Origin of the sequence: Agrobacterium sp. LAD9, assembly GCF_003031125.1 — a bacterium.
Classification (GTDB): Bacteria; Pseudomonadota; Alphaproteobacteria; order Rhizobiales; family Rhizobiaceae; genus Agrobacterium; species Agrobacterium radiobacter.
The window spans coordinates 144677-167546 of the sequence record NZ_PHGS01000007.1 but is presented as its reverse complement, the minus strand read 5'-3'; the positions used below and the strand labels follow the sequence as shown (position 1 = coordinate 167546).

Genomic DNA, 22870 nt, shown 5'->3' with positions numbered 1-22870 from the left:
CCTCAGACTGCGATAAATGCTGCATCGGCCGGCTTGAAGCCGTTGGCATAGTGCATGGTCGGGCCGGCGGCGCGAATGCGCTCGCGAAGCCGCGTCGGCCAAAGCTTGCCGTTCTCCTCAATGACATCGACGATATTCACGTCGACGACCTTGTTGGCGGAAAAATCGCGCTTGCCGATTTCCTCGAACGAGGCAACGGCCTCCGCATGGCGCGCGACGATCGCACCCTGCAGGTTCTCCGTCCATTCGCCATTGGCGTCGAGCCAGACGGCGATACCATCGCCCAGGCGGTTGGCGGTCAAAACCTTGTCAGCCATTTGCATACTCCCGTTTAAGGTTCACTGGCCTCGCAGCAAGCGCAAGCGCCTCGGACCTGTCGAAATTGGCGCCCGCCACCGCATCGCCGATGATGACCATGACCGGACCGGTCAGTTCATCGCGATGTTCGAGGTCGGGCAGATCGTTCAATGTGCCATGCAGCAGGCGGCGATCTGCGCGGCTGGCATTTTCGATGACGGCCACCGTCGTCTCCACGCCCAGCCCTGCCTCGATCAGCCTTGTCGCCACCGAAGCGGCAACGCTGCGGCCCATATAGACGGCGATTGTTGCGCCGGAAACGGCAAGACGCGCCCAATCGGGCAGAACGTCGCCGGTCAGATCGTGGCCGGTGGTGAAAATCAGCGACGAGGCGACACCGCGCAGCGTCAGCGGCAACTCGAAATCCGCAGCGGCGGCAAAAGCCGAAGTGATGCCGGGCACGATCTCGTAGCCAATGCCGGCATTACGCAACGCCGCCATTTCCTCACCCGCCCGGCCATAGACCAGTGGATCGCCGGATTTCAGGCGAACGACGCGTTTTCCATCCTTACCGAGACGCACCAGCAGGCGGTTGATCTCGTCCTGCGACTTCGTATGGCAGCCCTTGCGCTTGCCGACAGACAGTCTTTCGGCGTCGCGGCGGCCCATATCGACAATCGCCTGCGGTACCAGCGCATCATAAACGATGACGTCGGCCTCCATCAGCACGCGCTGCGCGCGCAGCGTCAGCAGGTCTTCCGCACCCGGACCGGCGCCGACAAGCCAGACACGGCCTTCGCTGCGTTCAGGCGATTGCAGCAGACGGTCAGCGGCATCGCGGGCGGAAAGCGTATCGCCGAGAGCAACGGCATCCGCGACAGCACCGGAAAAGAACCGCCGCCAGAAATTGCGCCGCAAGGCTCCCTTGGGAACATTCTGCTCGGCGGCGTCACGATATTGCACGGCAAGGCGCGCAAGCTTGCCGAGCGACGGCGACAGCATCTGGTCGATGCGCGCGCGGATCATCTGGGCGAGAACCGGCCCTGCCCCTTCGGTGCCAATGGCGATGGCGACGGGGGCGCGGGCGACGAGCGCCGGGGTGAAGAAATCGCAAAATTCCGGCTGGTCCACCGCATTGGCGGGGATTTTCTTAGCGCGCGCAGCCGTAACGATCTGGCGGTCCAGCGCCTCGTCCCCGGTGGCGGCAAAAACCAACGTCGCGCCTTCGATCAACTGGCTGGAGAAACCCAAAGCCCGATGATCAATGCCGTTCTCGCGGAGATAGCGCACAAAATCCGCTTCCGGCTGGTCAGCATAGGCGACAATATACGCATTGGTGTTGGCGAGCAGCCTTACCTTCGCGAACGCTTCATCACCATTACCGAACACAGCGACCTGCCGTCCCTCAACCCGGAAGAAGGCGGGGAAGGTAGAAAGGCGGTCGCCAGCAGCGGAAAAATCATGTTCGTTGTGCATTGGACATATATCTCGCATTGCGGTGCAAGATTGAAGAAACAGAAATTCAAGCCTTTCCGACACCTGGATTTTTATTTCTCGAAGACCCCGGTTTTGGAGGAAAACAAACCGGTAGCCCTTTTTCGCGCCTGCGCAAGGCCTGAGAATCCACTCAGAATCCCTTGACAAAGCAGGTACCCGCGCCGAACAAGGAGCAACGATTACCCGTCGATTTCTCCATGCGAAGACCGCTTTTCCTTGAGGCGGCACGAAGGATCAGACCCTTGACCAGCCACACCCTCGCCGCCCGCCTTCTCGATATCATCGAACACGATATTCTGCCCTTGACGGCGCGCGGCGTCAGCCTCGGCAACAAGGTCTTCGGTGCGGCTATCCTACGCAAATCCGATCTGTCGCTGGTGATAGCGGAGACCAATAACGAACTGGAAAACCCGCTCTGGCATGGCGAAGTGCACACGCTGAAGCGGTTTTACGAACTGGGCGAAAAGCCGAACACCAAGGACCTGATTTTTCTTTCCACCCACGAACCCTGCACCATGTGCATGTCCGCCATCACCTGGGCCGGCTTCGACAATTTCTATTCCTTTTTCAGCCATGAGGATTCACGCGACGCTTTCGCAATCCCGCACGATCTGAAAATCCTGAAAGAGGTTTTCGGGTTGGAGCCGGGCGGATATCGCCGAAACAATGCCTTCTGGAACTCGTATTTCATCGCCGATCTGGTGGAGGGCGAAGACGATCCGCTGAAAACCACGCTGAAGGTGCAGACGGCCCGTATCAAGGCCGCCTATGACGATCTTTCCACCAGCTATCAGTCGTCAAAGAGCGGCAACGACATTCCGTTGAATTAGAGCCCTTCCAGGCGGTTTTCCGTCAGGATAATGCGCAAAAAAGCGAAGAACGAAGGTTTGAGACATATGGAAGCCTCGAAGGATATTTCCCGCCTGATCGAGATCATGGAAGCCCTGCGCCAGCCGGAAACCGGTTGCCCGTGGGATGTTGTGCAAACCTTCGAGACGATCAAGCCCTATACCATTGAAGAAGCTTATGAAGTCGCCGACGCTATCGAGCGCAAGGACATGGACGATCTTTGCGAGGAACTGGGCGACCTTCTCTTGCAGGTGGTTTTCCACGCCCGCATTGCCGAGGAACGGGGCGAATTCGCCTTTGGCGACGTGGTTGAGGCTGTCACCTCGAAGATGATCCGCCGCCATCCGCATGTCTTTGCCGTTTCCGAGGCCGATACACCTGACAGCGTCAAGCTGCAATGGGACCGGATCAAGGCCGAGGAAAAACGCGAACGTGCAGAGCGCCGCGCCCGCCGGGGTATCACCGAGGATTTCAAGGCCGGGTTTCTGGGCGGCGTGCAGCGCAGCCAGCCGGCGCTCACCGAGGCCCTGAAGCTGCAGGAACAGGCCGCGCGCGCCGGTTTCGACTGGTCAGATCCCGCTCCCATTCTAGACAAGATCGAGGAGGAAATCGCCGAATTGCGTGAGGCGCTGGCGGAGGGGAAACCGGAGAAAGTCTCGGACGAACTCGGCGATCTGATCTTTGCCCTCGTCAATATCGGCCGGCATGTCAAAGCGGATCCGGAAGATGCGCTGCGCGGCACCAATACGAAATTCCGCAGGCGTTTCAATCACATCGAAACATCGCTCACCGAAAATGGCGAGACGCTGGAAGAAGCGAGCCTTGAGCGGATGGAAGATTTGTGGCAGGCGGCGAAACGCATCGAACGCTCACTTGATACGGTTTCGTTCTGATCGCGGAGATGCTGCGGGCGCTTTGGCTGGCGCCGTCAGAGGGAATGGTGCGTCGAGCCAATCACGCCGAGGTCATCCTCGGGCTTGTCCCGAGGATCTGCAACCTGTCGATTCTACTCAACGTGATTGGATTCTCGGGGCAAGCCCGAAGATGACGTCGAATTTGAGGAAATCCTCGCACCCCTTTCGGAGCACTTAGCGCTCCCAGTCCTCGCGTTCGCGGATGGTCACTTTACCAAGCTTGCGCTCCAGCTCGGCGGCCTGCGTTTCCGACAGGCGCACATCGAGCGCCACCGATCCGTCCTCATGGTCTTCACGGGCATCCACGATGGAATTGCTGTAGACCCAGGAAATCAGCGACAGCTGCTCAACGGAAAGCACGACGGTCGTTTCCGTCAGCACACCGGAGAGGCGCTTTGAAATCTCGTCCATCAGGGCATCAACGCCCTCACCCGTGATTGCCGAAACGGCGCGAATATCCGAGCGGCCTTCGGCGCGCTGCATGATGGCGTCATGCGCTTCCGGCTCGAGACGGTCGACCTTGTTCCAGACCTCGATGATGCGCTTTTCGGCCTCCTTCTCGTCAATGCCGAGATCGCCGAGAATACGTAGCACATCCGCAGACTGTGCGGCATTATCCGGATCGGACATGTCGCGCACATGCAGAACGAGATCGGCTTCCAGCACCTCTTCCAGCGTTGCACGGAAGGCGGCGACGAGATGCGTCGGCAGGTCGGAAATAAAACCGACCGTATCGGAAAGGATGACAGTGCGGCCATGCGGCAGCTTCATCCGGCGCAATGTCGGATCGAGGGTTGCGAACAGCATGTCCTCCGCCAGAACGCCAGCACCGGTGATGCGGTTGAACAGCGTGGATTTACCGGCATTGGTGTAACCGACCAGCGCCACGATCGGATGCGGCACCTTGCGGCGCTTGGCGCGGTGAAGCTGGCGGGTGCGCACCACCTGCTCCAGCTCCTTCTCGAGCTTTACGATGCGATCCTGCAGCAATCGTCTGTCGGCCTCGATCTGCGTTTCACCCGGACCGCCCATGAAACCCGCACCACCGCGCTGGCGTTCAAGGTGGGTCCAGCTTCTGACGAGGCGGCCCTTCTGGTAGTTCAGATGCGCGAGATCAACCTGCAACGTGCCTTCCTTGGTGGAGGCGCGGCGGCCAAAGATTTCAAGGATGAGACCCGTGCGGTCGATGACCTTGGCATTCCACTGCTTTTCGAGATTTCGCTGCTGCACCGGGGTCAGCGGATGATCGACGATCACCAGGCCGGAATCCGTCTCATCGAGCAGATGGCCGATTTCCTCGATCTTGCCGGTTCCGAACAATGTCGCCGGGCGCGGCTGGTTCACCGAAACGATGAGACCCTGCGTCACCTCCAGATCGATGGCGAGCGCCAGACCCTTGGCTTCCTCAAGCTTGGCTTCAACGGAGCGGCCGGGAGCGACGGGGCCTGCCGCCGCATCGCGATTTTCGCGCTGCTGCTTGAGGACGGGCACGAGGACAACCGCGCGCATGTCGTCGCGGCGCTTTTCCTGCTCCGGAATGATCGATTCGTTCGAAGTGTCGCGCGTCGAAATGGGCTCAGCCTTATCCAGAAAGAAGATTGCGGCCGACCGCATCCGCGCGGGCGGCCATGGGAATTAACCTGACGGAACGGGAAATGTTCCCGATCCGGGTCAGTCTATATCGAATATCCGTCGAGGGAGCCGATCAGGCCGCGCCTTCTTCGCTTTCGAACATCTGCATCGGCTGGCCGGGCATGATGGTGGAGATCGCATGCTTGTAGACCAGCTGCGAATGACCGTCACGGCGCAAAAGCACGCAGAAATTGTCGAAGGAGGTAACAACGCCCGTCAGCTTGACGCCGTTGATCAGGAAAATCGTGAGCGAAATCTTCTGCTTACGAACGGTATTGAGGAAGAGATCCTGAAGGTTTTGAGAACGTTCCGCCATAGCGCCGCTTCTTTCTTTTTTGCCGGCAGGGATACCGGAAAATAATCAATCAATAATAAGCCGGCCAAGTCTTGTCCCCCGCTTGGCTGACCTCAAACTCTGGTATCAAATCATGTTCCGTTCCGCAACGGTCAAAACAGCCTGACGGGTACGAGTATTGACCCGCATTTTCGATTCGGGACAGTCAAAAATATTGTATCGAAACACGGAAAAGTTGTTCCACGTCGCGCACCGCATCGGCGGATGCAAAGAGCACGACACGGTCCTTCGCCTTGATTTTCGTGCTGCCGTCAGGACGGATCACCACACCGTCGCGATAGATCGCGCCGATGCGCACGCCTTCGGGCATATCGATGTCGCGGAAGGATTGGCCGACCAGCGGCGATGTCTCCAGCGCCTCCGCCTCGATTACCTCCGCCGAACCGCGTTGGACGGCGTAGACCGAACGGATGCGACCCTTGCGCACATGCTGAAGCACGCGGGAGATCGTCACGGCTCTGGGATTGATATAGGCATCGAGCCCCAGAGAACGGGCGACATCGTGGAATGACGTGCTGTTCAAGAGCGCCAGATTCGATTTGCAGCCGAGCTGCTTGGCAATGACGGCGGCCAGAATATTGGTCTGGTCATTGTTGGTGAGCGTGACGATCAGATCGGTATCCTGAATATCGGCCTGCATCAGGATTTTCTGATCGAGCGCCGAACCATGCATGACGATGGTGTGGCTCAACTGCTCGGATGCGGCAACCGCCCTGTCGCGGTCCGACTCGATGATCTTCACCCGCGTCTTCGGCTGCATCTCCTCGATCTTGTGCGCGACGAAATGGCCGATATTACCGGCACCCGCAATCACGATGCGCTGCGCTTCCTGCTCCTCGTGACCGAAGAGGCTTAGGGTACGGCGGGCGTGCTGGCGCTGGCAGATGACATAGGCAAGGTCGCCCACCCGCAACTGTTCCGAAGAATGCGCCACCTTCAGAATACCATCCCGGTAAACGCCAACCACCGTGGCGATGAGGTCGGGAAAGAGGCTGGAGAGTTGCTGCAGCGGTGTGTTGATGACAGGGCAATCTTCCATGCATTCGATGGCCAGCATGTAGATCGTATCTTCCGCGAACCTCACGACGTCGGTTGCGCCCGGAAAGGCGATACGCCGCAGCACCATCTTGCCGACTTCGACTTCCGGAGAAATCGTCACATCGATGGACATGTTCTCGCGGCTGAAGAGATCGGCATATTCCGGCTTCAGATAGCTCTGGTCGCGGATGCGGGCGATCTTGGTCGGCACGCTGAAGAGCGCATGCGCCACCTCACAGGCGACGATATTGATCTCGTCATGCAGCGTAACGGCGATGATCATGTCGGCCTGGTCGGCGCCGGCCTTGGCTAGCATGTCGGGATGGGCGCCATGGCCGACATAACCGCGCACGTCCAGCGTCTCGGTTATGGCGGTAATAAGCGGCGCAGCGGTATCGATGACCGATACCTCATTATCCTCCCGCGACAATTGTTCGGCGATGCCGTAACCCACCTGCCCTGCGCCGCAAATGATGACTTTCATGCTGTCTCTCTGACGGAATAATCGGTTACGGCAAAGCGCCTAGATTCCTTATACGCCGAGAGATTTCAGTTTGCGATGCAGCGCCGACCGTTCCATGCCGACAAATTCCGCCGTGCGCGAAATATTGCCGCCGAAGCGGTTGATCTGGGCCATCAGGTAGTCCCGCTCGAACATTTCACGCGCTTCGCGCAGCGGCAGGGTCATGATGTGCTGATCGCCCTGCGCCGAAATCTTCGGCAGCATGTCGCCAATATCCGCCGGCAGCATGTCGGCCGAGATCGGCGCTTCGCCGCCTTCGGGCCGCGCCAGAATCATCAGCCGCTCGATATTGTTGCGAAGCTGGCGGATATTGCCCGGCCAGTCGTGGGTCTGGAGAACGGCCATGGCGTCATCCCCGATCTTGCGCGGGCGAATGCCAGCCTGTTCGGAAATCTGCCGCATGAACATGTCGACGAGGAAGGGGATATCTTCGCGGCGCTCGGAAAGCGCCGGCACCTTCACCGGCACCACGGCGAGGCGATGATAGAGGTCCTCGCGGAACTGGCCTTCGGCGATCAGGCTTTCGAGATGGTGGGCGGTCGAGGAAATGATGCGCACATCCACCTTCACCCGCTTGCCGCCGCCGACACGCTCGAATTGCTGGTCGACCAGCACGCGCAGGATTTTGTTCTGCGTCTCGCGCGGCATTTCGCCGACTTCATCGAGATAAAGAACGCCGCGATGGGCTTCTTCCAAGGCACCTACCTTGCGTGGCTGTCCGGGCAGGCCTTCCGTGCCGAAAAGCGCGATTTCCATGCGGTCGGGCGTGATCGTCGCGGCATTGAGCGCCACGAAAGGTCCTGTAGCGCGCGAGGATTTCTTGTGCACCATGCGCGCCACCAGCTCCTTGCCGGAGCCGGAGGGGCCGAGGATCATGATGCGGCTGTTGGTGGGGGCCACCCTGTCAATGGTCTGGCGAAGCTGCGACACGGCAAGTGACGCACCAACGAGTTCAACCGCGTCACCGGTGCGCTTCTTGAGTTCCTGAACCTCGCGCTTCAGCTTGGAGTTTTCCAGCGCCCGCTCGGCGATCAGGATCAGCCGGTCGGCTTTGAACGGCTTTTCGATAAAGTCGAAAGCGCCACGCTTGATGGCGTTGACGGCGGTTTCGATATTGCCGTGACCGGAAATCATGACGACAGGAATTTCGGGATGACGGCTCTTGATTTCGTCCAGCAGCGCCAGACCGTCGAGCTTCGAACCCTGCATCCAGATATCGAGAAAGATCAGGCGCGGCACGCGTTCCGAAATGGCGGCCAGCGCGCTGTCGCTGTCGAACGCCATGCGGGTCTCGTGTCCCTCGTCGGAAAGAATGCCCGCTACGATTTCGCGAATGTCCGCCTCGTCATCCACGACCAGAATATCAGACGCCATATGCTGCTTCCTTGTTATTTTCGCTGCCGACCGCCTCGATATAGGGCAGCAGCACTCGGATCATGGCGCCATGGCCATGGTCGAATTCGGCCGGGGCATCATGGAGCTCCAGATACCCACCATGTTCTTCGATGATTTTCTTGACGATGGCGAGGCCGAGGCCTGTGCCCTTGTCCCGCATCGTCATATAGGGTTCGAGAATGCGGTGACGGTTCTCGACGGGAAGGCCGCGGCCATTGTCGATGATGTCGGCCACGAAACGGGAATTGGCCTCGTCGAAGGAGGCGCGCACCAGGATTTTACCCGGACGCTTTTCGCCTTCCACCGCCTCGATGGCTTCCGTCGCATTCTTGATGAGATTGCCGAAGGCCTGTCCCAGCATGCGGGCATCGAACATGCCCTCCAGCGGGATGTCGCCCAGTTCCGTTGAGAATTTCGTGTCGGCGGCGCTGATTTCGCGCAGGAACGCCGCATCCTTCAAAATCGAACGCAGGTCCGACTTTTCCTTGGTCGGCTTCGGCATGCGCGCAAAGGCCGAGAACTCGTCGACCATCCGGCCGATATCACCGACCTGCCGGACGATGGTGTCCGTACACTGGTCGAAAATGGCGCGGTCGCTTTCATCGATCTGCTTGCCGAAACGGCGCTTGATGCGCTCGGCGGAAAGCTGGATCGGCGTCAGTGGGTTCTTGATTTCATGAGCGATGCGTCGCGCCACATCCGACCATGCGGTGGAGCGTTGGGCGATGACGAGATCGGTGATGTCGTCAAGGGTGATGACGTAGCTGTCGCGGCTGTCGCGGGCGTCCTCGCGGGTCACCTGCACATTGAGGGTACGCTCCTTGCCGCGCCGCATGATATTGATCTGCTTGCGGAAGTTGCCGCGCGACCAGGTGTTGGCCTCGGTCACGACCTCTTCGATTTCAGGCGCAATTTCCGACAGTTGCGCACCGATCAACTGGTCGGAAGAAAGCGCCACGAATTCTTCTGCCGAAGGATTGACGATGGTGATCTTGCGGTTCTCGTCAACGCCGATGACGGCGGCGGTAACGCCCGAAAGCACCGCCTCGATGAAGCGGCGACGATCGTCGATATCGTCTTTCGCCTCGATGATCTGTTCCTGCTGGCTGCGCAGTTCCGAGACCATCTTGTTGAAGGTGCGCGACAGACGCCCGACGTCGCCATCAACGGCGCGCACGGGCACCAGCACATGCATGTTGCCGGTGGCGACACTGTCTGCGGCACTGATGAGAAGCCGGATCGGGCGCACGATACGGTCGGCGACCGCGATCGCCGTCCAGATCGCCGCCAGAAGCACGATCAGCGCAAAACCGAGATAGAGGATCGCAAAGGCGATCTGCAGCGGCGCGCGACCGGCTTCCATCGCCTTGTATTCGGCGCGGTTCTCCTCCATCAGCCGCATTGCGCCCATGACCTTGGGATCGACGGCGCGTACCGTGTAAAGGAAGGTTCCGCTAATGCCTTCGAGCTTGATAATCGCGCCAACGAGGTTGGTGATGCCAGGCGGGATCAACGTCGGCTGACCGGCGGCGGCCTTTTCAAGCGCGTCATGCGGAATGGCGGGAAGCGGTTTTTCCGTCTTGATATCGGCCTGCGCGACGGCGTCGCCGTCTTCCTGCACCAGAAACGCGCCAAGCAGGCCGCGTCCCTTGGCCTGACGGGTCATGAGATCAACGAAGCCGGTGCGGTCTAGATAAAAAAGCGCGCGGTTGCGGTCGAGATCGGTGGCCATCGACAGGGTCTGGCCCTGAAGATAACCGGCATTTTCCATCATATAGGCCTGAGCGATGTTGCTGGAGGAATCGACGATCGACTGCGTGCGCAGCGAAAACCAGCGGTCGAGACCGACATTCAGCGTCAGGCTGGCGAAGATGGCGACAAGCACGGCGGGCGTGATCGCCACGATGGAGAAAAGCACGACGATGCGCACGTGCAGACGCGCCGCCGCCCTGCCCTTTTTCCGGGCTTTCAGCAGGCGGTTGATTTCGCGGCCGATCAGAAAGATCAGGCCGATCACGAAGATCGAATTGATGACGACGGAAGCGATGACGACGTTGGATGTCGGCGCAATCGGGGTCACGCCGAGCAGCACGAAGAGGGTAATGATGGCGCAGACGAGGGCGACGCCGGCGAGCACCAGCCCCGGCAGAGCGAAAGACATCCTGCGATCGGCAACCACCATGCCCGCTGCTTCGTCAGCAACGGCGTTTTCGGCGGCGGGTTTCCGCATCAACTACTCCCAATCGCTGGCCAGCCAGCACCACATTCCTGAAGTCAGGCAAGATTCACCGCAGTTCGGCGAATCTCTCTCCCTCCTAGTGTTTTCCAAGCAACACAATGTGGCGAAAATGCAACGACAGATGCGGCCTTGTCAACATTCTCAGCTGGGGCGGGAGCTGCGATACACGGAAACTCCAAGCTCGCGGATTTTCTTGCGCAGCGTATTGCGGTTGAGGCCAAGAAGATCAGCAGCCTTGATCTGGTTGCCGCGTGTCGCCGTCAAGGCGGCGAGAATCAGCGGATATTCCAGTTCGCGCAGCACGCGGTCGTAAAGACCCGGCGGCGGCAAGCCATCACCAAAGCTTGAGAAATAATCCCGCATGTTTTCCTCGACCGCCTGCGAAATGGTGAGCGAGCCGGTACGGACCGCCATCTTGTCGAGCGGGCTGTCCGGGACATCCGACTGCAATTCCTGCTCGATGATTTCGCGGGTGATGACTTCCTGCGGATAAAGCGCCATCAGGCGGCGGATCAGGTTTTCCAGTTCACGCACGTTGCCCGGCCAGGCATAGGCCTTCATGACCTCAAGCGCCTCGGTCTCGAAACGCTTGCCCTCAAGGCCTTCCTTCTCACCCTGCTGGATGAAATGGCGCACGAGATCGGGAATATCCTCGGCCCGGTCACGCAGCGGCGGCAGCCGAAGCGGCACGACGTTGAGGCGATAATAGAGGTCCTCGCGGAAGAGGCCCTGATTGATCGACTGTTTCAGGTCCTTGTTGGTGGCGGCGACGATGCGGACATCGGTGCGGATCGGCGTGCGTCCGCCCACCGTCGTATATTCGCCCTGCTGCAACACGCGCAGCAGGCGTGTCTGGGCATCCATCGGCATATCGCCGATTTCATCGAGGAACAGCGTACCACCTTCGGCCTGTTCGAAACGGCCGGTCGAGCGGTTCTGCGCACCAGTGAAGGCGCCCTTCTCGTGGCCGAAAAGTTCGGATTCGATCAGGTCGCGCGGGATTGCCGCCATGTTGATGGCGACGAAGGGACCATTGCGGCGCTTGCCGTAATCATGCAGCGCCCGCGCCACCAGCTCCTTGCCGGTGCCGGATTCGCCGGTGATCATCAGCGTCAGATCGGTCTGCATCAGGCGGGCGAGAACGCGGTAGATTTCCTGCATCGCCGCGGAACGGCCAACGAGCGGCATGCCGTCCTGCATGTCGTCATCAAGCTTGGCCGGCTTGCGCTTCGGCTCAGACAGGGCGCGGCCGATGATCGCGATCAGTTCTGTCAGGTCGAAGGGCTTCGGCAGATAGTCGTAAGCGCCTTTTTCCGAGGCCTTGATGGCGGTCATGAAGGTGTTCTGCGCGCTCATGACAAGAACCGGCAGGTCTGGACGGGCCTTCTTGATGCGAGGCAGAAGATCGAAGGCGTTTTCATCCGGCATCACGACATCGGTAACGACCAGATCGCCCTCACCTGCCGAGACCCAGCGCCAGAGCGTTGCGGCATTGGAGGTGATGCGCACGTCGTAACCGGCACGGCTGAGCGCCTGGTTGAGTACCGTGCGGATTGCGGCATCATCATCGGCGACGAGGATCGTAGCTGTCATAGGTCATTTCCTGTCGTGTTCGGCAAGGTGATGTCGTCGAGCGCCACTTCCGGCGAGACGGGCATCAATACGCGGAAAGTCGTGCGATGGTTCTGGCTGTCGCATTCGACGATGCCGCCATGGGCGCCGATCAGCTTGGCGACAAGCGCCAGGCCCAGGCCCGAACCATTCGTCTTGGTGGTGATGAAGGGATCGAAGAGATGCGGTAAGAGATCGGCCGGAACGCCCGGGCCATTGTCATGCACGCAGAATTCGAGCGGCAGCGAAATGCGCTCGCGGCTGCCGGCGACGGAAAGCCGCATGCCGGGACGGTAGGCGGTGGTCAGCAATATCTCGCCATCCGACTGGTTGCCCACGGCTTCCGCCGCATTCTTCACCAGATTGAGGAAGACCTGAACCAGCTGGTCGCGATTGGCATAGACCGGCGGCAGCGACGGGTCATAGTTCTCGGAAATCTTGATGTTGCGGGCAAAACCGGCCTTGGCGATTGCCTTCACATGATCGAGCACGGAATGGATGTTGACCGGTACGCGATCCACCGGCCGCTCGTCGGAAAACACCTCCATGCGGTCGACCAGCGAAACGATGCGGTCGGTCTCATCGCAGATCAGCCGCGTCAGCGCCCGGTCCTCATCGGCAACCGATGTCTCCAGAAGCTGGGCAGCGCCGCGAATGCCTGACAGCGGGTTCTTGATCTCATGCGCGAGCATCGAGGCAAGGCCGGTTACGGAACGGGCAGCGGCGCGATGGGTCAATTGCCGGTCGATCTTGTCCGCCATCGACCGCTCCTGAAAGACGACGACAACCGAACCCGGCTCGCTGACAACGGGCGCCACATAGAGATCGACCAGCTTGTCCTGTCCAAGCCGTGGCGAACTCAGATCGACCCGATATTCGTTCACCGGTGCGCGGCGTTCCCGCACCTGATCGATCAACGCCAGAAGCGGGCTGCCGAAGGGAATAAAGGTGGAAACGCGGTAACGGGCGAGATGAGAGGCGCTTGCCCCGAAAAAGGCCTCGGCTTCCCAATTGGCGAATGCAATGAAACCTTCGGCATCCACTAGAATGACGGGGTTCTGCACCGCGTTCAGAACCGCCATGGCGAGCGGGTTTGCATCTGCCGGGCTGTGTTTGTCAGCGCTCATGCGGCCTTCCTTGCGGCTTCGCCCGCATTTTTGCAAAGGGCGGAGCGCAGCAGATCGGCCACCTCCACCGTGTCACGCGATGTCATGATTTGAGCCTTGTCGGGCGTGGCGATCTCTGGCGCGAAACGGTCGAGATACCAGCCCAGATGTTTGCGGGCATGCCGGAGACCGGCTTCCCTTCCGTAAAATTCCAGCATCATCTCGTAATGCTCGATGGCAATGGCGGAAATATCATCGCGGTGCGGCGCCGCATGTCCGGCGAGCACTGCCGGCAGCCAGGGTTGCCCCTGTGTGCCGCGCCCGACCATGACGGCATCCGCACCCGATCGGCGCAGGATTTCGCGCGCATCATCGGCCGTTTCCACATCGCCATTGGCGATGAGAGGCACGGAAATCACCTCGCGCACGGCGCGGATGGCGTTCCAGTCCGCTCGTCCCTCGTAAAACTGCATGCGGGTGCGCCCGTGAATGGTGATGAGCTGAACACCTGCCGCCTCGGCGCGGCGGGCGATATCAGGCGCATTGATGGTGTTTTCGTCCCAGCCGAGCCGCATCTTCAGCGTCACAGGCACGTCGACCGCATTGACCGTCGCCTCGATCAGCGAGAGCGCATGATCGGGATCGCGCATCAGCGCCGAGCCGGAATAACCGCCCGTTACCTTCTTGGCCGGGCATCCCATATTGATATCGATGATGCCGGCGCCGTTATCGGCCGCGATCTTCGCCGCCTCGGCCATGAAATACGCCTCACGCCCGGCAAGCTGCACCATATGCGGAACCATGCCTGCATTTTTCAGCCGCGCCCAGGATTCCCCCTTGTTAGCGACGAGCTCGCGGCTTGCGACCATCTCCGTCACGACGAGACCCGCACCATAACGCCAGGCAAGCTGCCGAAACGGCAGATCCGTCACGCCCGACATGGGCGCCAGCACGGCACGATTACGGATCGTAACTGAGCCGATGCTGAACGGTTCTGACAACTCCGGAAGATGCAATTGATGATCTTTCATGCAGAAGGGTTATTTGCATTATTTTTAGACAGTGTTTGCGCGGTTGCCAAGCACTTTTAGAGGGTTGCACCTTTTATTTGCTGGGCGGCTGCCTGCCTGTTTTGCTGTCGGCAGCAATTTGTGCAGGTTCAAAGGCCAATGACGATCGATCCTGCGTCATGCAGGGGCGAATGCGCGTCTTATCGGGCTGGCCATCCGGGTTTTGAAACGCTAGAGCAGGACTGTCAACCGCTAAGGGTTGCGCGCAAAGCATATGACCAATGCAGGAAAGTACTATGAAACTCGGCATCGTCATCGTCGCCGCGGGACGCGGTGAAAGGGCAGGCTCGCCCGAGGAAGGGCCGAAGCAATATCGCCCGATCGGCGGCAGGGCCGTGATCGAGCATACATTGGCGACTTTCCTCGGCTGGAATGGTGCCTCCCCCATCGTGGTCGTCAGCCATGCCGACGATGCAGCACTGTTGTCACCAGTCCTGCAGCGACTGGATGCCGGTGAGCGGATCGTCACCGTGACGGGCGGTGCGACACGCCAGCAATCGGTACTGGCCGGGCTGGAGGCGCTCGCCTCGGAAGAGCTGACGCATGTGATGATCCATGACGCCGTGCGGCCTTTCGTCGCCGTGGACATGCTGGAACGCATCGTCGCCCTGCACCGGGCGGGTGCGGTGGGCGTTCTGCCCGCCCTGCCCGTCACCGATACGCTGAAGCGCGGCTCTGGCGATCTCGTCGTGGAGACGGTTTCCCGACAGGGACTTTATGCGGCCCAGACACCGCAGAGCTTCAATTACGGTGATATTCTTCGCGCGCATCGCACTGCTGCTGCTTCCGGCAAAACGGATTTCACCGATGACGCATCCATCGCGGAATGGGCCGGGCTGACGGTGACGCTGACCGAAGGTTCGGTCGACAATGTAAAACTCACTCTCAAGCGGGATATCGCCATGGCCGATGAAAAGCTCTCTCACGGATTGCCCGACGTGCGCACCGGCAATGGTTACGACGTGCATCAGCTTGAGGCCGGGGATGGCGTCACACTCTGCGGCATCTTCATCGAGCACGATCAGAGACTGAAAGGTCATTCGGATGCCGATGTGGCGCTGCATGCGCTGACCGATGCGCTGCTCGCCACCTGCGGCGCCGGCGATATCGGCGACCATTTCCCGCCCTCGGATCCGCAATGGAAGGGTGCGGCCTCCCGCATCTTTCTCGAACACGCGGCCAAGGTGGTGCGTGACAATGGCGGCACGATCATGAACGCCGACGTTTCGCTGATAGCCGAAGCGCCGCGCATCGGTCCGCACCGGCAGGCCATGCGGGAAGCGCTTTCGGACATGCTCGGGATCGCGCTGGAGCGCTGCTCGGTGAAAGCGACAACCAACGAGACGATTGGCTTCGTCGGCCGTCGGGAGGGCATCGCGGCGATAGCCACCGCTACCGTCGTCTACCGGGGCAGACCGCTATGAGCCTTTTTCCCGCTGACATAGAAGAACTGGCGCGGCGGATCATCGCCGATTTCACCGCCCGCGGTTTCATGGTCTCGACAGCTGAGAGCTGCACGGGCGGCCTGATCGCCGGCGCGCTGACAGAGATTGCCGGCTCCTCCGCCGTCGTGGACCGTGGTTTCGTTACCTATACCAATGAAGCCAAGATGGACATGCTGGGAGTTGGCGTCGAGACACTGGCGAATTTCGGCGCGGTCTCCCGGCAGACGGCGCTGCAGATGGCGCATGGCACCCTGTTCCGTTCACGGGCGGATTTTGCCGTGGCTGTAACCGGCATTGCCGGCCCGAGTGGCGGCTCTTCGGAAAAACCGGTGGGATTGGTGCATCTGGCGGCCAAGGCGCGCAATGGCCAGAGCCTGCACAAAGAGATGCATTACGGCGACATTGGTCGCACCGAAATCCGTCTTGCGACGGTTAAGACAGCGCTCGAAATGCTGACCGCACTTAGTCAGGCCGGGTCGGCATAAATCTTGTCGGCGCGGGTCTCGAAGGCTTCCGCGAACATGCGGAATGCCCGGTCGAACATCGACCCCATGACCGCGCCGAGCAGTCGGTTCTTGAATTCATAGTCAATGAAGAAATGAATGGCTGAGCCGCCCTCGTCCGAGGCCTCAAAACGCCAGCGATTTTCGAGATATTTGAATGGTCCGTCGATATATTTCACATCGATGGCGCGCTCCGCAGGGTTCAGAAGCACCTGGGTGGTGAAGGTCTCACGAATGGCCTTGTAACCCACCGTCATGTCAGCCACCAGCAGCATCTTGCCGTCGCGTTCCTTGCGCGAGCGGACCGTGAGCGCCTCGCAAAGGGGAAGAAACTGCGGATATTTCTCCACATCGGCGACGAGGTCGTACATGCGGTCGGGCGAGTGTTTAACGAGGCGATGCGTTTCGAACTGTGGCATGAGCGGCAGTTAATCCTCGATAACGAGAAGATCAAGAAGGCGGCGAAACTGTTTTCGGCTTTTCAGCTGGAATACCGGCACATCAGGACCATAAAGCGCGAAATTCTGCTCGAAAATCGGGGCATGGCGGCGTTCGAAATTCCAGATATAGCGCAGGAAATCGATGTCTATTCTTTCGGGACATCCCTCCGCCATTTCCGGACGCGCCTTGCCGTAACCCTTGATCGCCCGGCTGACGGCGCCCCACAGGCAGAGCCAGCGCGGCATGCGCACCCAGAGAACGATGTGGGACCGCGGCAGGCGTATATCGAAAGACGATGGATTGCTGCCGTCCATCAGCCAGCGTTCTTCTGTGATGATGGCGGCTATCCTCTGCCGCTGCTCATCGCGGGCGCGCGCCTGCCAGCCGGGCAGCCAGAAAATCTCCCGATCCATGGAGATATAACGAAGCCCGAAATTGCCCGCGAGCTTCTGCGAAAGCGTCGACTTGCCGCCGCCGGAACAGCCAACGACCAAGATGCGCTGCGCGCCGGCGATAATCGCGGCAGCATCTTCTACCCTGTGAAGATAGTTCGGCATTTGAAAGACCTCATCTAACCGCTGGATATATTTCTGCCACCCGGTCATAACCCTTGAGCGATATCGTTACCGCGCATGGCAGTTACGGAAAATTGACTATTGTAACTCCGTCGCAGGGATTGCTATTTATTTGCGACTAATATTACACCCATTGGATGCAACGGCGCTGGAAGCTCCCGATTTCACCCAGCGTATTCATCCTTGGGTTCAGACCCGATACATAACCGCTTTGAGCCACTGAGTGAGCCGATGGACGATTTTTCCAACATCATCAACCTTCTCGAATCCGCAAAACAACTCGCATCGATGAACGGCATGCCGGTGCTTGCCTATCTTATCGATGTCGCGAAATGCGAGGCGAGAGAGAACAAGCCGGTTCTGCGCAAGCGCAAACGCGGCGAATCGACCACCAAGGAAGACTGTTAATTGCCGGCGCGCAGAGCCGACCGATAAAGCCGACTGGCCCAATCTTCAAGACAATGTCATAATCAAACAATGAAACCGGCCGCTTTTTCGAGGCGGCCATTTCTTTGCACAATGGAAACGACAGCGTCATGACAGCCGCATCCGCCGATATCAGAACCTACAGGGAAGAAAAACCGAAGGAACGGCATGGCTTCGTTCAAATCGTTCTTCCGGTCTCCGGGCGTCTGCTAATCGATGTAGCCGGACGGCAGGATGAATTGTCGACCGGGCGTGGCGTCTTCATCCATCGCGACACGCCGCATACCCAGGAAGCGACAGCGAGCAATCACTCACTGGTGGTCGATATTAATGAAAGCGCCCTTCCCGAGCAAACCCTCGAAAAATTCGCCCGTTCGCCGTTTCTCGACATAGTGCAGGATACCCGGCAATTGATCGCCTATATGCGCGGCATCATCGGAGCGGATGGGCGGCGCGACGATATTGCCGGTCTGTGGGCGCCGCTGCTGATCGACAGTCTGGCCGATGACAGAACCGATATCCGCCAACGCCTGCACAGGCTCGCCGCGGTCGTCAGGGCGGAACCGTTCTTCCCCTGGACCATCGGGATGCTTGCCTCCTGCGTGACGATCAGCGACAGCCGTTTGCATGCTCTGTTTCTCGAGGAATTCGGCCGCCCGCCTCACCGCTGGCTGGCCGGGCTGCGCATGGACAAGGTCTGCGTGCTGCTCGACGATTCCACCCTGCCAATTGCCGAGATTGCCCTGCGGGCCGGCTTTTCCGACCAGACGGCACTGACGCGCGCCATGCGCAATGCGGTGGGTGAAACGCCCGCTGCCTATCGCCGAAACCGCGGCATTCATTAGAACCGTCGACACGGTCATCAGGAGTTTTTGTCAAGACAGCCGGAAAGGGCTGTGGCACATCGCAGGCAAATGCGAATGCGGATGTGACAGGACATGAACAGGACAGGTCTCGGTGTTTTTTATGGCATGCTGGCGGGAGCGATGTGGGGAGGCATCTTTCTCGCCCCCAAACTCGTGCCGGATTTTTCCGCCTTGCAACTGTCGACGGCGCGTTACCTCACCTACGGGCTGATTTCCCTCATCATCATCGGACCGCGCATCAGGCGGGTTTCCGCCCGTTTTGGCATACAGGAATGGTTTGCGCTCGGCTGGCTGAGCATGATCGGCAATATCGCCTATTATGTCTTCATATCGACAGCCGTTAAACTCAGCGGTGTCGCTTTCACCTCCATCATCATCGGTTTCCTGCCCGTCGCCGTCACCATCATCGGCAGTCGCGACCACGGCGCGGTATCGCTCCGGCGGCTATGGCCGTCGCTTGTTTTCGGCGCAATCGGCATTGTCGGCATTTCCTGGCAATCGCTGGTGCAAGGCGATGGTGGGCTCGATGTTTCACGCGTCATCGGCCTTGCCTGCGCGCTCGGGGCACTGGCCTCCTGGACGGCCTTTGCCGTCGGCAACGCCCGCTGGCTTTCCCGCCTCCACGATGTCAGCGCCGATGACTGGAACATGATGACGGGTGTGGTGACCGGCGCACTGGCGCTGGCGCTGGCAATTCCGGCTTTTGGCTTTGGTGGCGCAAGCCACGCTTCCGGGGATTGGCTGCATTTCGCCGCCGTTGCCGCAGGCCTCGGCGTCACCGCCTCCATTATCGGCAATGCGCTATGGAACCGCATGAGCCGACTTCTGCCGCTCACCATGGTCGGACAGATGATCCTGTTCGAAACGCTGTTTGCGCTGCTTTACGGTTTTCTCTGGGAGGGGCGTGGCCCGACGCTGGTTGAGGTCGTCGCGATCTGCTCAGTAGTGCTGAGCGTGGTGCTGTGCATGCGGGCGCATCGCCCGAAGAAGGTTGTGGCGTAATTAGCTTAAGGGCCGAAGACAGGCGATTGAGCCATTTCGTAAGGATCGCCTCCAGCTCAACGTCATCCTCGGGCCCGTCCCGAGGATCCAATCACGTATCGTAAAGTACAGAGGTTGCAGATGCTCGGGACAAGCCCGAGCATGAGAGCGTGCAAAACGTGCGATGACACGTCGTTTTGCCCAGCCTTTCCGCCCCTGATTACTCAGCAGCAGCCAGCAGCTTCTTCTCGCGGGCAGCACGCAGGCGCTCGAAATCGTCGCCGGCATGGTGCGAGGAGCGGGTCAGCGGGCTCGACGACACCATCAGGAAGCCCTTGGTATAGGCCACCGTCTCGTAGGACTTGAATTCCTCCGGCGTCACGAAGGCCTCGACCTTGTGGTGCTTGCGGGTCGGCTGCAGATATTGGCCGATGGTCAGGAAGTCCACGTCGGCGCTGCGCAGGTCGTCCATCAGCTGCAGCACTTCGTTGCGCTCTTCGCCAAGGCCGACCATGATGCCCGACTTGGTGAACATGGTGGGATCGAGTTCCTTCACCCGCTGCAGGAGGCGCACGGAGTGGAAATAGCGCGCGCCGGGGCGAACCGTCAGGTAGTTGCCAGGAACGGTTTCCATATTGTGGTTGAAGACATCGGGCTTGGCCGCAACAACACGTTCCAGCGCGCCCGGCTTCTTCAGGAAGTCAGGCGTGAGGATTTCGATGGTCGTCGTCGGAGACGCGGCGCGGATCGCCCAGATCACCTTCTCGAAATGTTCAGCGCCGCCATCGGCGAGGTCATCGCGGTCGACCGAGGTGATGACGACGTGCGACAGGCCCATCTGCTTGACGGCCTTGGCGACGTTCTCGGGCTCATCCATGTCAAGCGGATTGGGCTTGCCGGTCGCGACGTTGCAGAAGGCGCAGGCGCGGGTGCAGATTTCACCCATGATCATGAAGGTCGCGTGCTTCTTGTCCCAGCACTCGCCGATATTCGGACAGCCGGCTTCCTCGCACACCGTGACCAGCTTGTGCGAACGCACCAGTTCGCGCGTCTCGTGATAGCCCTTGGAGGTCGGCGCCTTGACGCGGATCCATTCCGGCTTGCGCATGACCTCGGTATCGGGCTTATGCGCCTTTTCCGGGTGGCGAATACGCTTTTCTTCGGACGAAGTCCTGTCGAGAATAGTGACCATTAAAAACCTGCTTCCATCGCCTTTAGCGATCTAAACATCTGTTGGCCCGATGCTTTAGAACAATTCCAGAAAAAGCGTAAGCCCCTTCCGGTCACGAAGCCTTGTCAGCGCCGCACCAGCTTCGCCAGGAACAGCAGCAGGCTGGCGCCGAGGAAAGACGTGACAAAGTAGCCGAGCCTGCTGTCCTGCACGAAAACATCGAAGGTTCTCAGCACCGCAACAGCCACCACCGAACCGACGATGCCGAGGACGATGTTCATGAAAACGCCGAAGCGCATGTCCATGAGCTTGCCCGCAAGCCAGCCGGCGAGACCGCCGATGATGATTGCTGCAATCCAGCCTACGCTTTCCATTCCACGCTCCCTGAAAGAACCGGCCCCTTGAGCGACCTGCATCGAGACATATGGGACACCCGGCAGGGTTAGACAATGCCGGGTATCACGGAGCACTTATGCGTTCAGAACACGCCCATAGGCGTCGAGCACGCTTTCCTTCATCGACTCCGAAATCGTCGGATGCGGGAAGATCGTGTGCATCAGGTCTTCTTCCGTCGTCTCGAGATTCATGGCGACAACGAAGCCCTGAATGAGCTCGGTCACTTCCGCACCGACCATATGCGCGCCGAGCAGTTCACCGGTCTTTTTATCGAAGATAGTCTTGACCATACCCTGATCTTCGCCGAGTGCCACGGCCTTGCCGTTCGCAGCAAAGGAGAAGCGACCGACGCGGATATCGCGGCCCTGTTCCTTCGCCTTGGCTTCGGTGAGGCCGACAGAAGCGACCTGCGGGTTGCAATAGGTGCAGCCGGGAATCTTGAGCTTGTCCATCGGATGGACATTCGGCAGACCTGCAATCTTTTCGACGCAGATGACGGCCTCATGCTCCGCCTTGTGGGCGAGCAGCGGCGGGCCGGCAACATCGCCGATGGCGTAGATACCAGGTACATTGGTCTTGCCGTAACCGTCGATGACGATGAAGCCGCGATCGGTCTTCACGCCGGCAGCCTCAAGCCCGATACCTTCGATATTGGCGACGACGCCGACGGCGGAAATCATGCGGTCGGCCGTGATCTTTTCGGAAGAACCATCCTTCTTCTCAAGCGTCGCGGTGATGGAGTTCGCGCCCTTCTCGACCTTGGAAACCTTGGTCTCCAGATGGATTTTCATGCCCTGCTTTTCGAGCTGCTTCTTGGCGAAGGTGGAGATTTCCGCGTCTTCAACCGGCATGACCTGGCTCATGATTTCGACGACGGTGACGTCGACGCCCATGGTGCGGTAGAAGCTGGCGAATTCGATGCCGATCGCGCCCGAGCCCATGACGAGCAGCGACTTCGGCAGTTCTTCCGGCTTCATCGCCTCGAAATAGGTCCAGATCAGCTTGCCATCGGGCTCGATGCCGGGCAGCGCACGCGGGCGCGCACCTGTCGCGACGATGATGTGCTTGGCGGTATAGGTGCCCTCGCCCAGCGTGTTCTTCGGCACGGGACCCTGCGGCTGAACCACCGGCTTGGTGGACTTGCCGACAACGATTTCGCCCGGCTTGGTGATCTTGGCTTCACCCCAGATGATATCGACCTTGTTCTTCTTGAACAGGAAACCGACGCCGTTGTTCATACGCGCAGCAATGCCGCGCGAGCGTGCCACAATCGCCTTGACATCAGGCTTGATCGAGCCTTCCAGCGTCAGACCGTAATCCTTGGCATGGGTGGCGGTATGCATGACATCGGCGGTGCGCAGCAGCGCCTTGGTCGGAATGCAGCCCCAGTTGGAGCAGATGCCGGCAAGGTGCTCGCGCTCGACCACGGCAACCTTCATGCCGAGCTGGGCCGCACGGATCGCGGCAATATAACCGCCCGGTCCCGAACCGATGATGATGACGTCATAAGATTGAGCCATTGGAAATCCTGCCTTGTCTT

Annotated in this window: 22 protein-coding genes; 7 read left to right on the top strand and 15 right to left on the bottom strand. The window is 59.8% G+C overall.

Annotation, left to right across the window (positions count from 1 at the left end; genetic code table 11):
- Positions 1-2: 2 nt before the first annotated feature.
- Both DA915_RS07425 and cysG read right to left on the bottom strand, forming a co-directional pair.
- Positions 3-317 carry a DUF2849 domain-containing protein gene (locus tag DA915_RS07425; protein ID WP_020012470.1) on the bottom strand — a complete coding sequence of 105 codons (315 nt, stop codon included), beginning with the start codon at positions 315-317 and terminating at the stop codon, positions 3-5.
- Positions 310-1773 (bottom strand): siroheme synthase CysG, encoded by a 1464-nt coding sequence (gene cysG / locus DA915_RS07420; protein WP_107675522.1) that lies wholly within the window; start codon positions 1771-1773, stop codon positions 310-312. Before cysG ends, DA915_RS07425 begins: the two co-directional genes overlap by 8 nt.
- A gap of 218 nt (positions 1774-1991) precedes the next feature.
- Between cysG and DA915_RS07410 the strand changes: the two genes are divergently transcribed.
- On the top strand, positions 1992-2624 hold the full coding sequence (locus tag DA915_RS07410; protein WP_371412707.1) for a deaminase: 633 nt from the start codon (positions 1992-1994) through the stop codon (positions 2622-2624).
- 66 nt (positions 2625-2690) lie between these two features.
- The gene (mazG, locus tag DA915_RS07405) at positions 2691-3536 is read left to right on the top strand and encodes a nucleoside triphosphate pyrophosphohydrolase (RefSeq protein ID WP_107675652.1); all 846 of its coding nucleotides are present in this window, start codon (positions 2691-2693) and stop codon (positions 3534-3536) included.
- Between the two features lie 195 nt (positions 3537-3731).
- On the opposite strand, the gene hflX is transcribed toward mazG, so the two are convergent.
- The 8 genes from hflX to dusB form a co-directional block, all read right to left on the bottom strand.
- On the bottom strand, positions 3732-5171 hold the full coding sequence (gene hflX, locus DA915_RS07400; protein WP_170318977.1) for a GTPase HflX: 1440 nt from the start codon (positions 5169-5171) through the stop codon (positions 3732-3734).
- A gap of 91 nt (positions 5172-5262) precedes the next feature.
- On the bottom strand, positions 5263-5505 hold the full coding sequence (gene hfq / locus DA915_RS07395) for an RNA chaperone Hfq (protein WP_003496145.1): 243 nt from the start codon (positions 5503-5505) through the stop codon (positions 5263-5265).
- Between the two features lie 184 nt (positions 5506-5689).
- Positions 5690-7066, bottom strand: a complete 1377-nt coding sequence (trkA, locus tag DA915_RS07390) for a Trk system potassium transporter TrkA (protein ID WP_060724158.1) — start codon at positions 7064-7066, stop codon at positions 5690-5692.
- A gap of 48 nt (positions 7067-7114) precedes the next feature.
- Positions 7115-8479 (bottom strand): sigma-54 dependent transcriptional regulator, encoded by a 1365-nt coding sequence (locus DA915_RS07385; protein ID WP_003502628.1) that lies wholly within the window; start codon positions 8477-8479, stop codon positions 7115-7117.
- A complete protein-coding gene (locus tag DA915_RS07380; protein ID WP_003502626.1) occupies positions 8469-10730 on the bottom strand; it encodes a PAS domain-containing sensor histidine kinase in 2262 nt (753 codons plus the stop codon). The genes DA915_RS07385 and DA915_RS07380 overlap by 11 nt, the downstream gene beginning before the upstream one ends.
- A 150-nt stretch (positions 10731-10880) precedes the next feature.
- A complete protein-coding gene (gene ntrC / locus DA915_RS07375; RefSeq protein ID WP_003502624.1) occupies positions 10881-12332 on the bottom strand; it encodes a nitrogen regulation protein NR(I) in 1452 nt (483 codons plus the stop codon).
- A complete protein-coding gene (locus DA915_RS07370) occupies positions 12329-13477 on the bottom strand; it encodes a nitrogen regulation protein NR(II) (RefSeq protein ID WP_003502622.1) in 1149 nt (382 codons plus the stop codon). Before DA915_RS07370 ends, ntrC begins: the two co-directional genes overlap by 4 nt.
- Positions 13474-14487 carry a tRNA dihydrouridine synthase DusB gene (dusB, locus tag DA915_RS07365; protein WP_107675520.1) on the bottom strand — a complete coding sequence of 338 codons (1014 nt, stop codon included), beginning with the start codon at positions 14485-14487 and terminating at the stop codon, positions 13474-13476. Before dusB ends, DA915_RS07370 begins: the two co-directional genes overlap by 4 nt.
- A gap of 275 nt (positions 14488-14762) precedes the next feature.
- On the opposite strand from dusB, the gene DA915_RS07360 reads away from it, so the two are divergent.
- On the top strand, positions 14763-15950 hold the full coding sequence (locus DA915_RS07360) for a bifunctional 2-C-methyl-D-erythritol 4-phosphate cytidylyltransferase/2-C-methyl-D-erythritol 2,4-cyclodiphosphate synthase (protein ID WP_107675519.1): 1188 nt from the start codon (positions 14763-14765) through the stop codon (positions 15948-15950).
- The gene (locus tag DA915_RS07355; protein WP_107675518.1) at positions 15947-16456 is read left to right on the top strand and encodes a CinA family protein; all 510 of its coding nucleotides are present in this window, start codon (positions 15947-15949) and stop codon (positions 16454-16456) included. The genes DA915_RS07360 and DA915_RS07355 overlap by 4 nt, the downstream gene beginning before the upstream one ends.
- Here DA915_RS07355 and DA915_RS07350 read toward each other — a convergent pair.
- Entirely contained in the window at positions 16438-16893 is a 456-nt protein-coding gene (locus DA915_RS07350; RefSeq protein ID WP_107675517.1) for a type II toxin-antitoxin system RatA family toxin, read from the bottom strand. The two genes, DA915_RS07355 and DA915_RS07350, sit on opposite strands and share 19 nt — an antisense overlap.
- Before the next feature lie 9 nt (positions 16894-16902).
- Positions 16903-17472 (bottom strand): AAA family ATPase, encoded by a 570-nt coding sequence (locus DA915_RS07345; protein ID WP_060724153.1) that lies wholly within the window; start codon positions 17470-17472, stop codon positions 16903-16905.
- Positions 17473-17721: 249 nt separating this feature from the next.
- On the opposite strand from DA915_RS07345, the gene DA915_RS28840 reads away from it, so the two are divergent.
- The 3 genes from DA915_RS28840 to DA915_RS07330 all read left to right on the top strand — a co-directional run bounded on the left by DA915_RS28840 (position 17722) and on the right by DA915_RS07330 (position 19784).
- Positions 17722-17898, top strand: coding sequence for a hypothetical protein (locus DA915_RS28840; RefSeq protein WP_192886431.1), 177 nt, complete (start codon positions 17722-17724; stop codon positions 17896-17898).
- A 128-nt stretch (positions 17899-18026) separates the two neighbouring features.
- Positions 18027-18761, top strand: coding sequence for an AraC family transcriptional regulator (locus tag DA915_RS07335; protein WP_107675515.1), 735 nt, complete (start codon positions 18027-18029; stop codon positions 18759-18761).
- A 93-nt stretch (positions 18762-18854) separates the two neighbouring features.
- Complete coding sequence (locus DA915_RS07330; RefSeq protein WP_020012455.1) at positions 18855-19784, top strand: DMT family transporter; 930 nt, start codon at positions 18855-18857, stop codon at positions 19782-19784.
- A 199-nt stretch (positions 19785-19983) separates the two neighbouring features.
- Here the strand turns inward: DA915_RS07330 and lipA are convergent, their stop codons facing one another.
- The 3 genes from lipA to lpdA form a co-directional block, all read right to left on the bottom strand.
- Positions 19984-20955 carry a lipoyl synthase gene (gene lipA, locus DA915_RS07325; protein ID WP_087743870.1) on the bottom strand — a complete coding sequence of 324 codons (972 nt, stop codon included), beginning with the start codon at positions 20953-20955 and terminating at the stop codon, positions 19984-19986.
- Positions 20956-21059: 104 nt separating this feature from the next.
- Positions 21060-21308 carry a GlsB/YeaQ/YmgE family stress response membrane protein gene (locus DA915_RS07320; protein ID WP_003502608.1) on the bottom strand — a complete coding sequence of 83 codons (249 nt, stop codon included), beginning with the start codon at positions 21306-21308 and terminating at the stop codon, positions 21060-21062.
- Between the two features lie 96 nt (positions 21309-21404).
- Positions 21405-22850, bottom strand: a complete 1446-nt coding sequence (lpdA, locus tag DA915_RS07315) for a dihydrolipoyl dehydrogenase (RefSeq protein WP_003502607.1) — start codon at positions 22848-22850, stop codon at positions 21405-21407.
- Between the last annotated feature and the right edge of the window lie 20 nt (positions 22851-22870).

Bases quoted from the DNA above. Each gene is read 5' to 3' on its own strand.
- DA915_RS07425 (WP_020012470.1), bottom strand. From the start codon at position 317: ATGGCTGACAAGGTTTTGACCGCCAACCGCCTGGGCGATGGTATCGCC.
- dusB (WP_107675520.1), bottom strand. From the start codon at position 14,487: ATGAAAGATCATCAATTGCATCTTCCGGAGTTGTCAGAACCGTTCAGC.
- DA915_RS07335 (WP_107675515.1), top strand. From the start codon at position 18,027: ATGACAGCCGCATCCGCCGATATCAGAACCTACAGGGAAGAAAAACCG.
- DA915_RS07355 (WP_107675518.1), top strand. From the start codon at position 15,947: ATGAGCCTTTTTCCCGCTGACATAGAAGAACTGGCGCGGCGGATCATC.
- lpdA (WP_003502607.1), bottom strand. From the start codon at position 22,850: ATGGCTCAATCTTATGACGTCATCATCATCGGTTCGGGACCGGGCGGT.
- hflX (WP_170318977.1), bottom strand. From the start codon at position 5,171: ATGCGGTCGGCCGCAATCTTCTTTCTGGATAAGGCTGAGCCCATTTCG.
- DA915_RS07350 (WP_107675517.1), bottom strand. From the start codon at position 16,893: ATGCCACAGTTCGAAACGCATCGCCTCGTTAAACACTCGCCCGACCGC.
- trkA (WP_060724158.1), bottom strand. From the start codon at position 7,066: ATGAAAGTCATCATTTGCGGCGCAGGGCAGGTGGGTTACGGCATCGCC.
- DA915_RS07360 (WP_107675519.1), top strand. From the start codon at position 14,763: ATGAAACTCGGCATCGTCATCGTCGCCGCGGGACGCGGTGAAAGGGCA.
- DA915_RS07345 (WP_060724153.1), bottom strand. From the start codon at position 17,472: ATGCCGAACTATCTTCACAGGGTAGAAGATGCTGCCGCGATTATCGCC.
- DA915_RS07320 (WP_003502608.1), bottom strand. From the start codon at position 21,308: ATGGAAAGCGTAGGCTGGATTGCAGCAATCATCATCGGCGGTCTCGCC.
- DA915_RS07370 (WP_003502622.1), bottom strand. From the start codon at position 13,477: ATGAGCGCTGACAAACACAGCCCGGCAGATGCAAACCCGCTCGCCATG.
- hfq (WP_003496145.1), bottom strand. From the start codon at position 5,505: ATGGCGGAACGTTCTCAAAACCTTCAGGATCTCTTCCTCAATACCGTT.
- cysG (WP_107675522.1), bottom strand. From the start codon at position 1,773: ATGCACAACGAACATGATTTTTCCGCTGCTGGCGACCGCCTTTCTACC.
- DA915_RS07410 (WP_371412707.1), top strand. From the start codon at position 1,992: ATGCGAAGACCGCTTTTCCTTGAGGCGGCACGAAGGATCAGACCCTTG.
- ntrC (WP_003502624.1), bottom strand. From the start codon at position 12,332: ATGACAGCTACGATCCTCGTCGCCGATGATGATGCCGCAATCCGCACG.
- DA915_RS07330 (WP_020012455.1), top strand. From the start codon at position 18,855: ATGAACAGGACAGGTCTCGGTGTTTTTTATGGCATGCTGGCGGGAGCG.
- DA915_RS28840 (WP_192886431.1), top strand. From the start codon at position 17,722: ATGGACGATTTTTCCAACATCATCAACCTTCTCGAATCCGCAAAACAA.
- DA915_RS07385 (WP_003502628.1), bottom strand. From the start codon at position 8,479: ATGGCGTCTGATATTCTGGTCGTGGATGACGAGGCGGACATTCGCGAA.
- lipA (WP_087743870.1), bottom strand. From the start codon at position 20,955: ATGGTCACTATTCTCGACAGGACTTCGTCCGAAGAAAAGCGTATTCGC.
- mazG (WP_107675652.1), top strand. From the start codon at position 2,691: ATGGAAGCCTCGAAGGATATTTCCCGCCTGATCGAGATCATGGAAGCC.
- DA915_RS07380 (WP_003502626.1), bottom strand. From the start codon at position 10,730: ATGCGGAAACCCGCCGCCGAAAACGCCGTTGCTGACGAAGCAGCGGGC.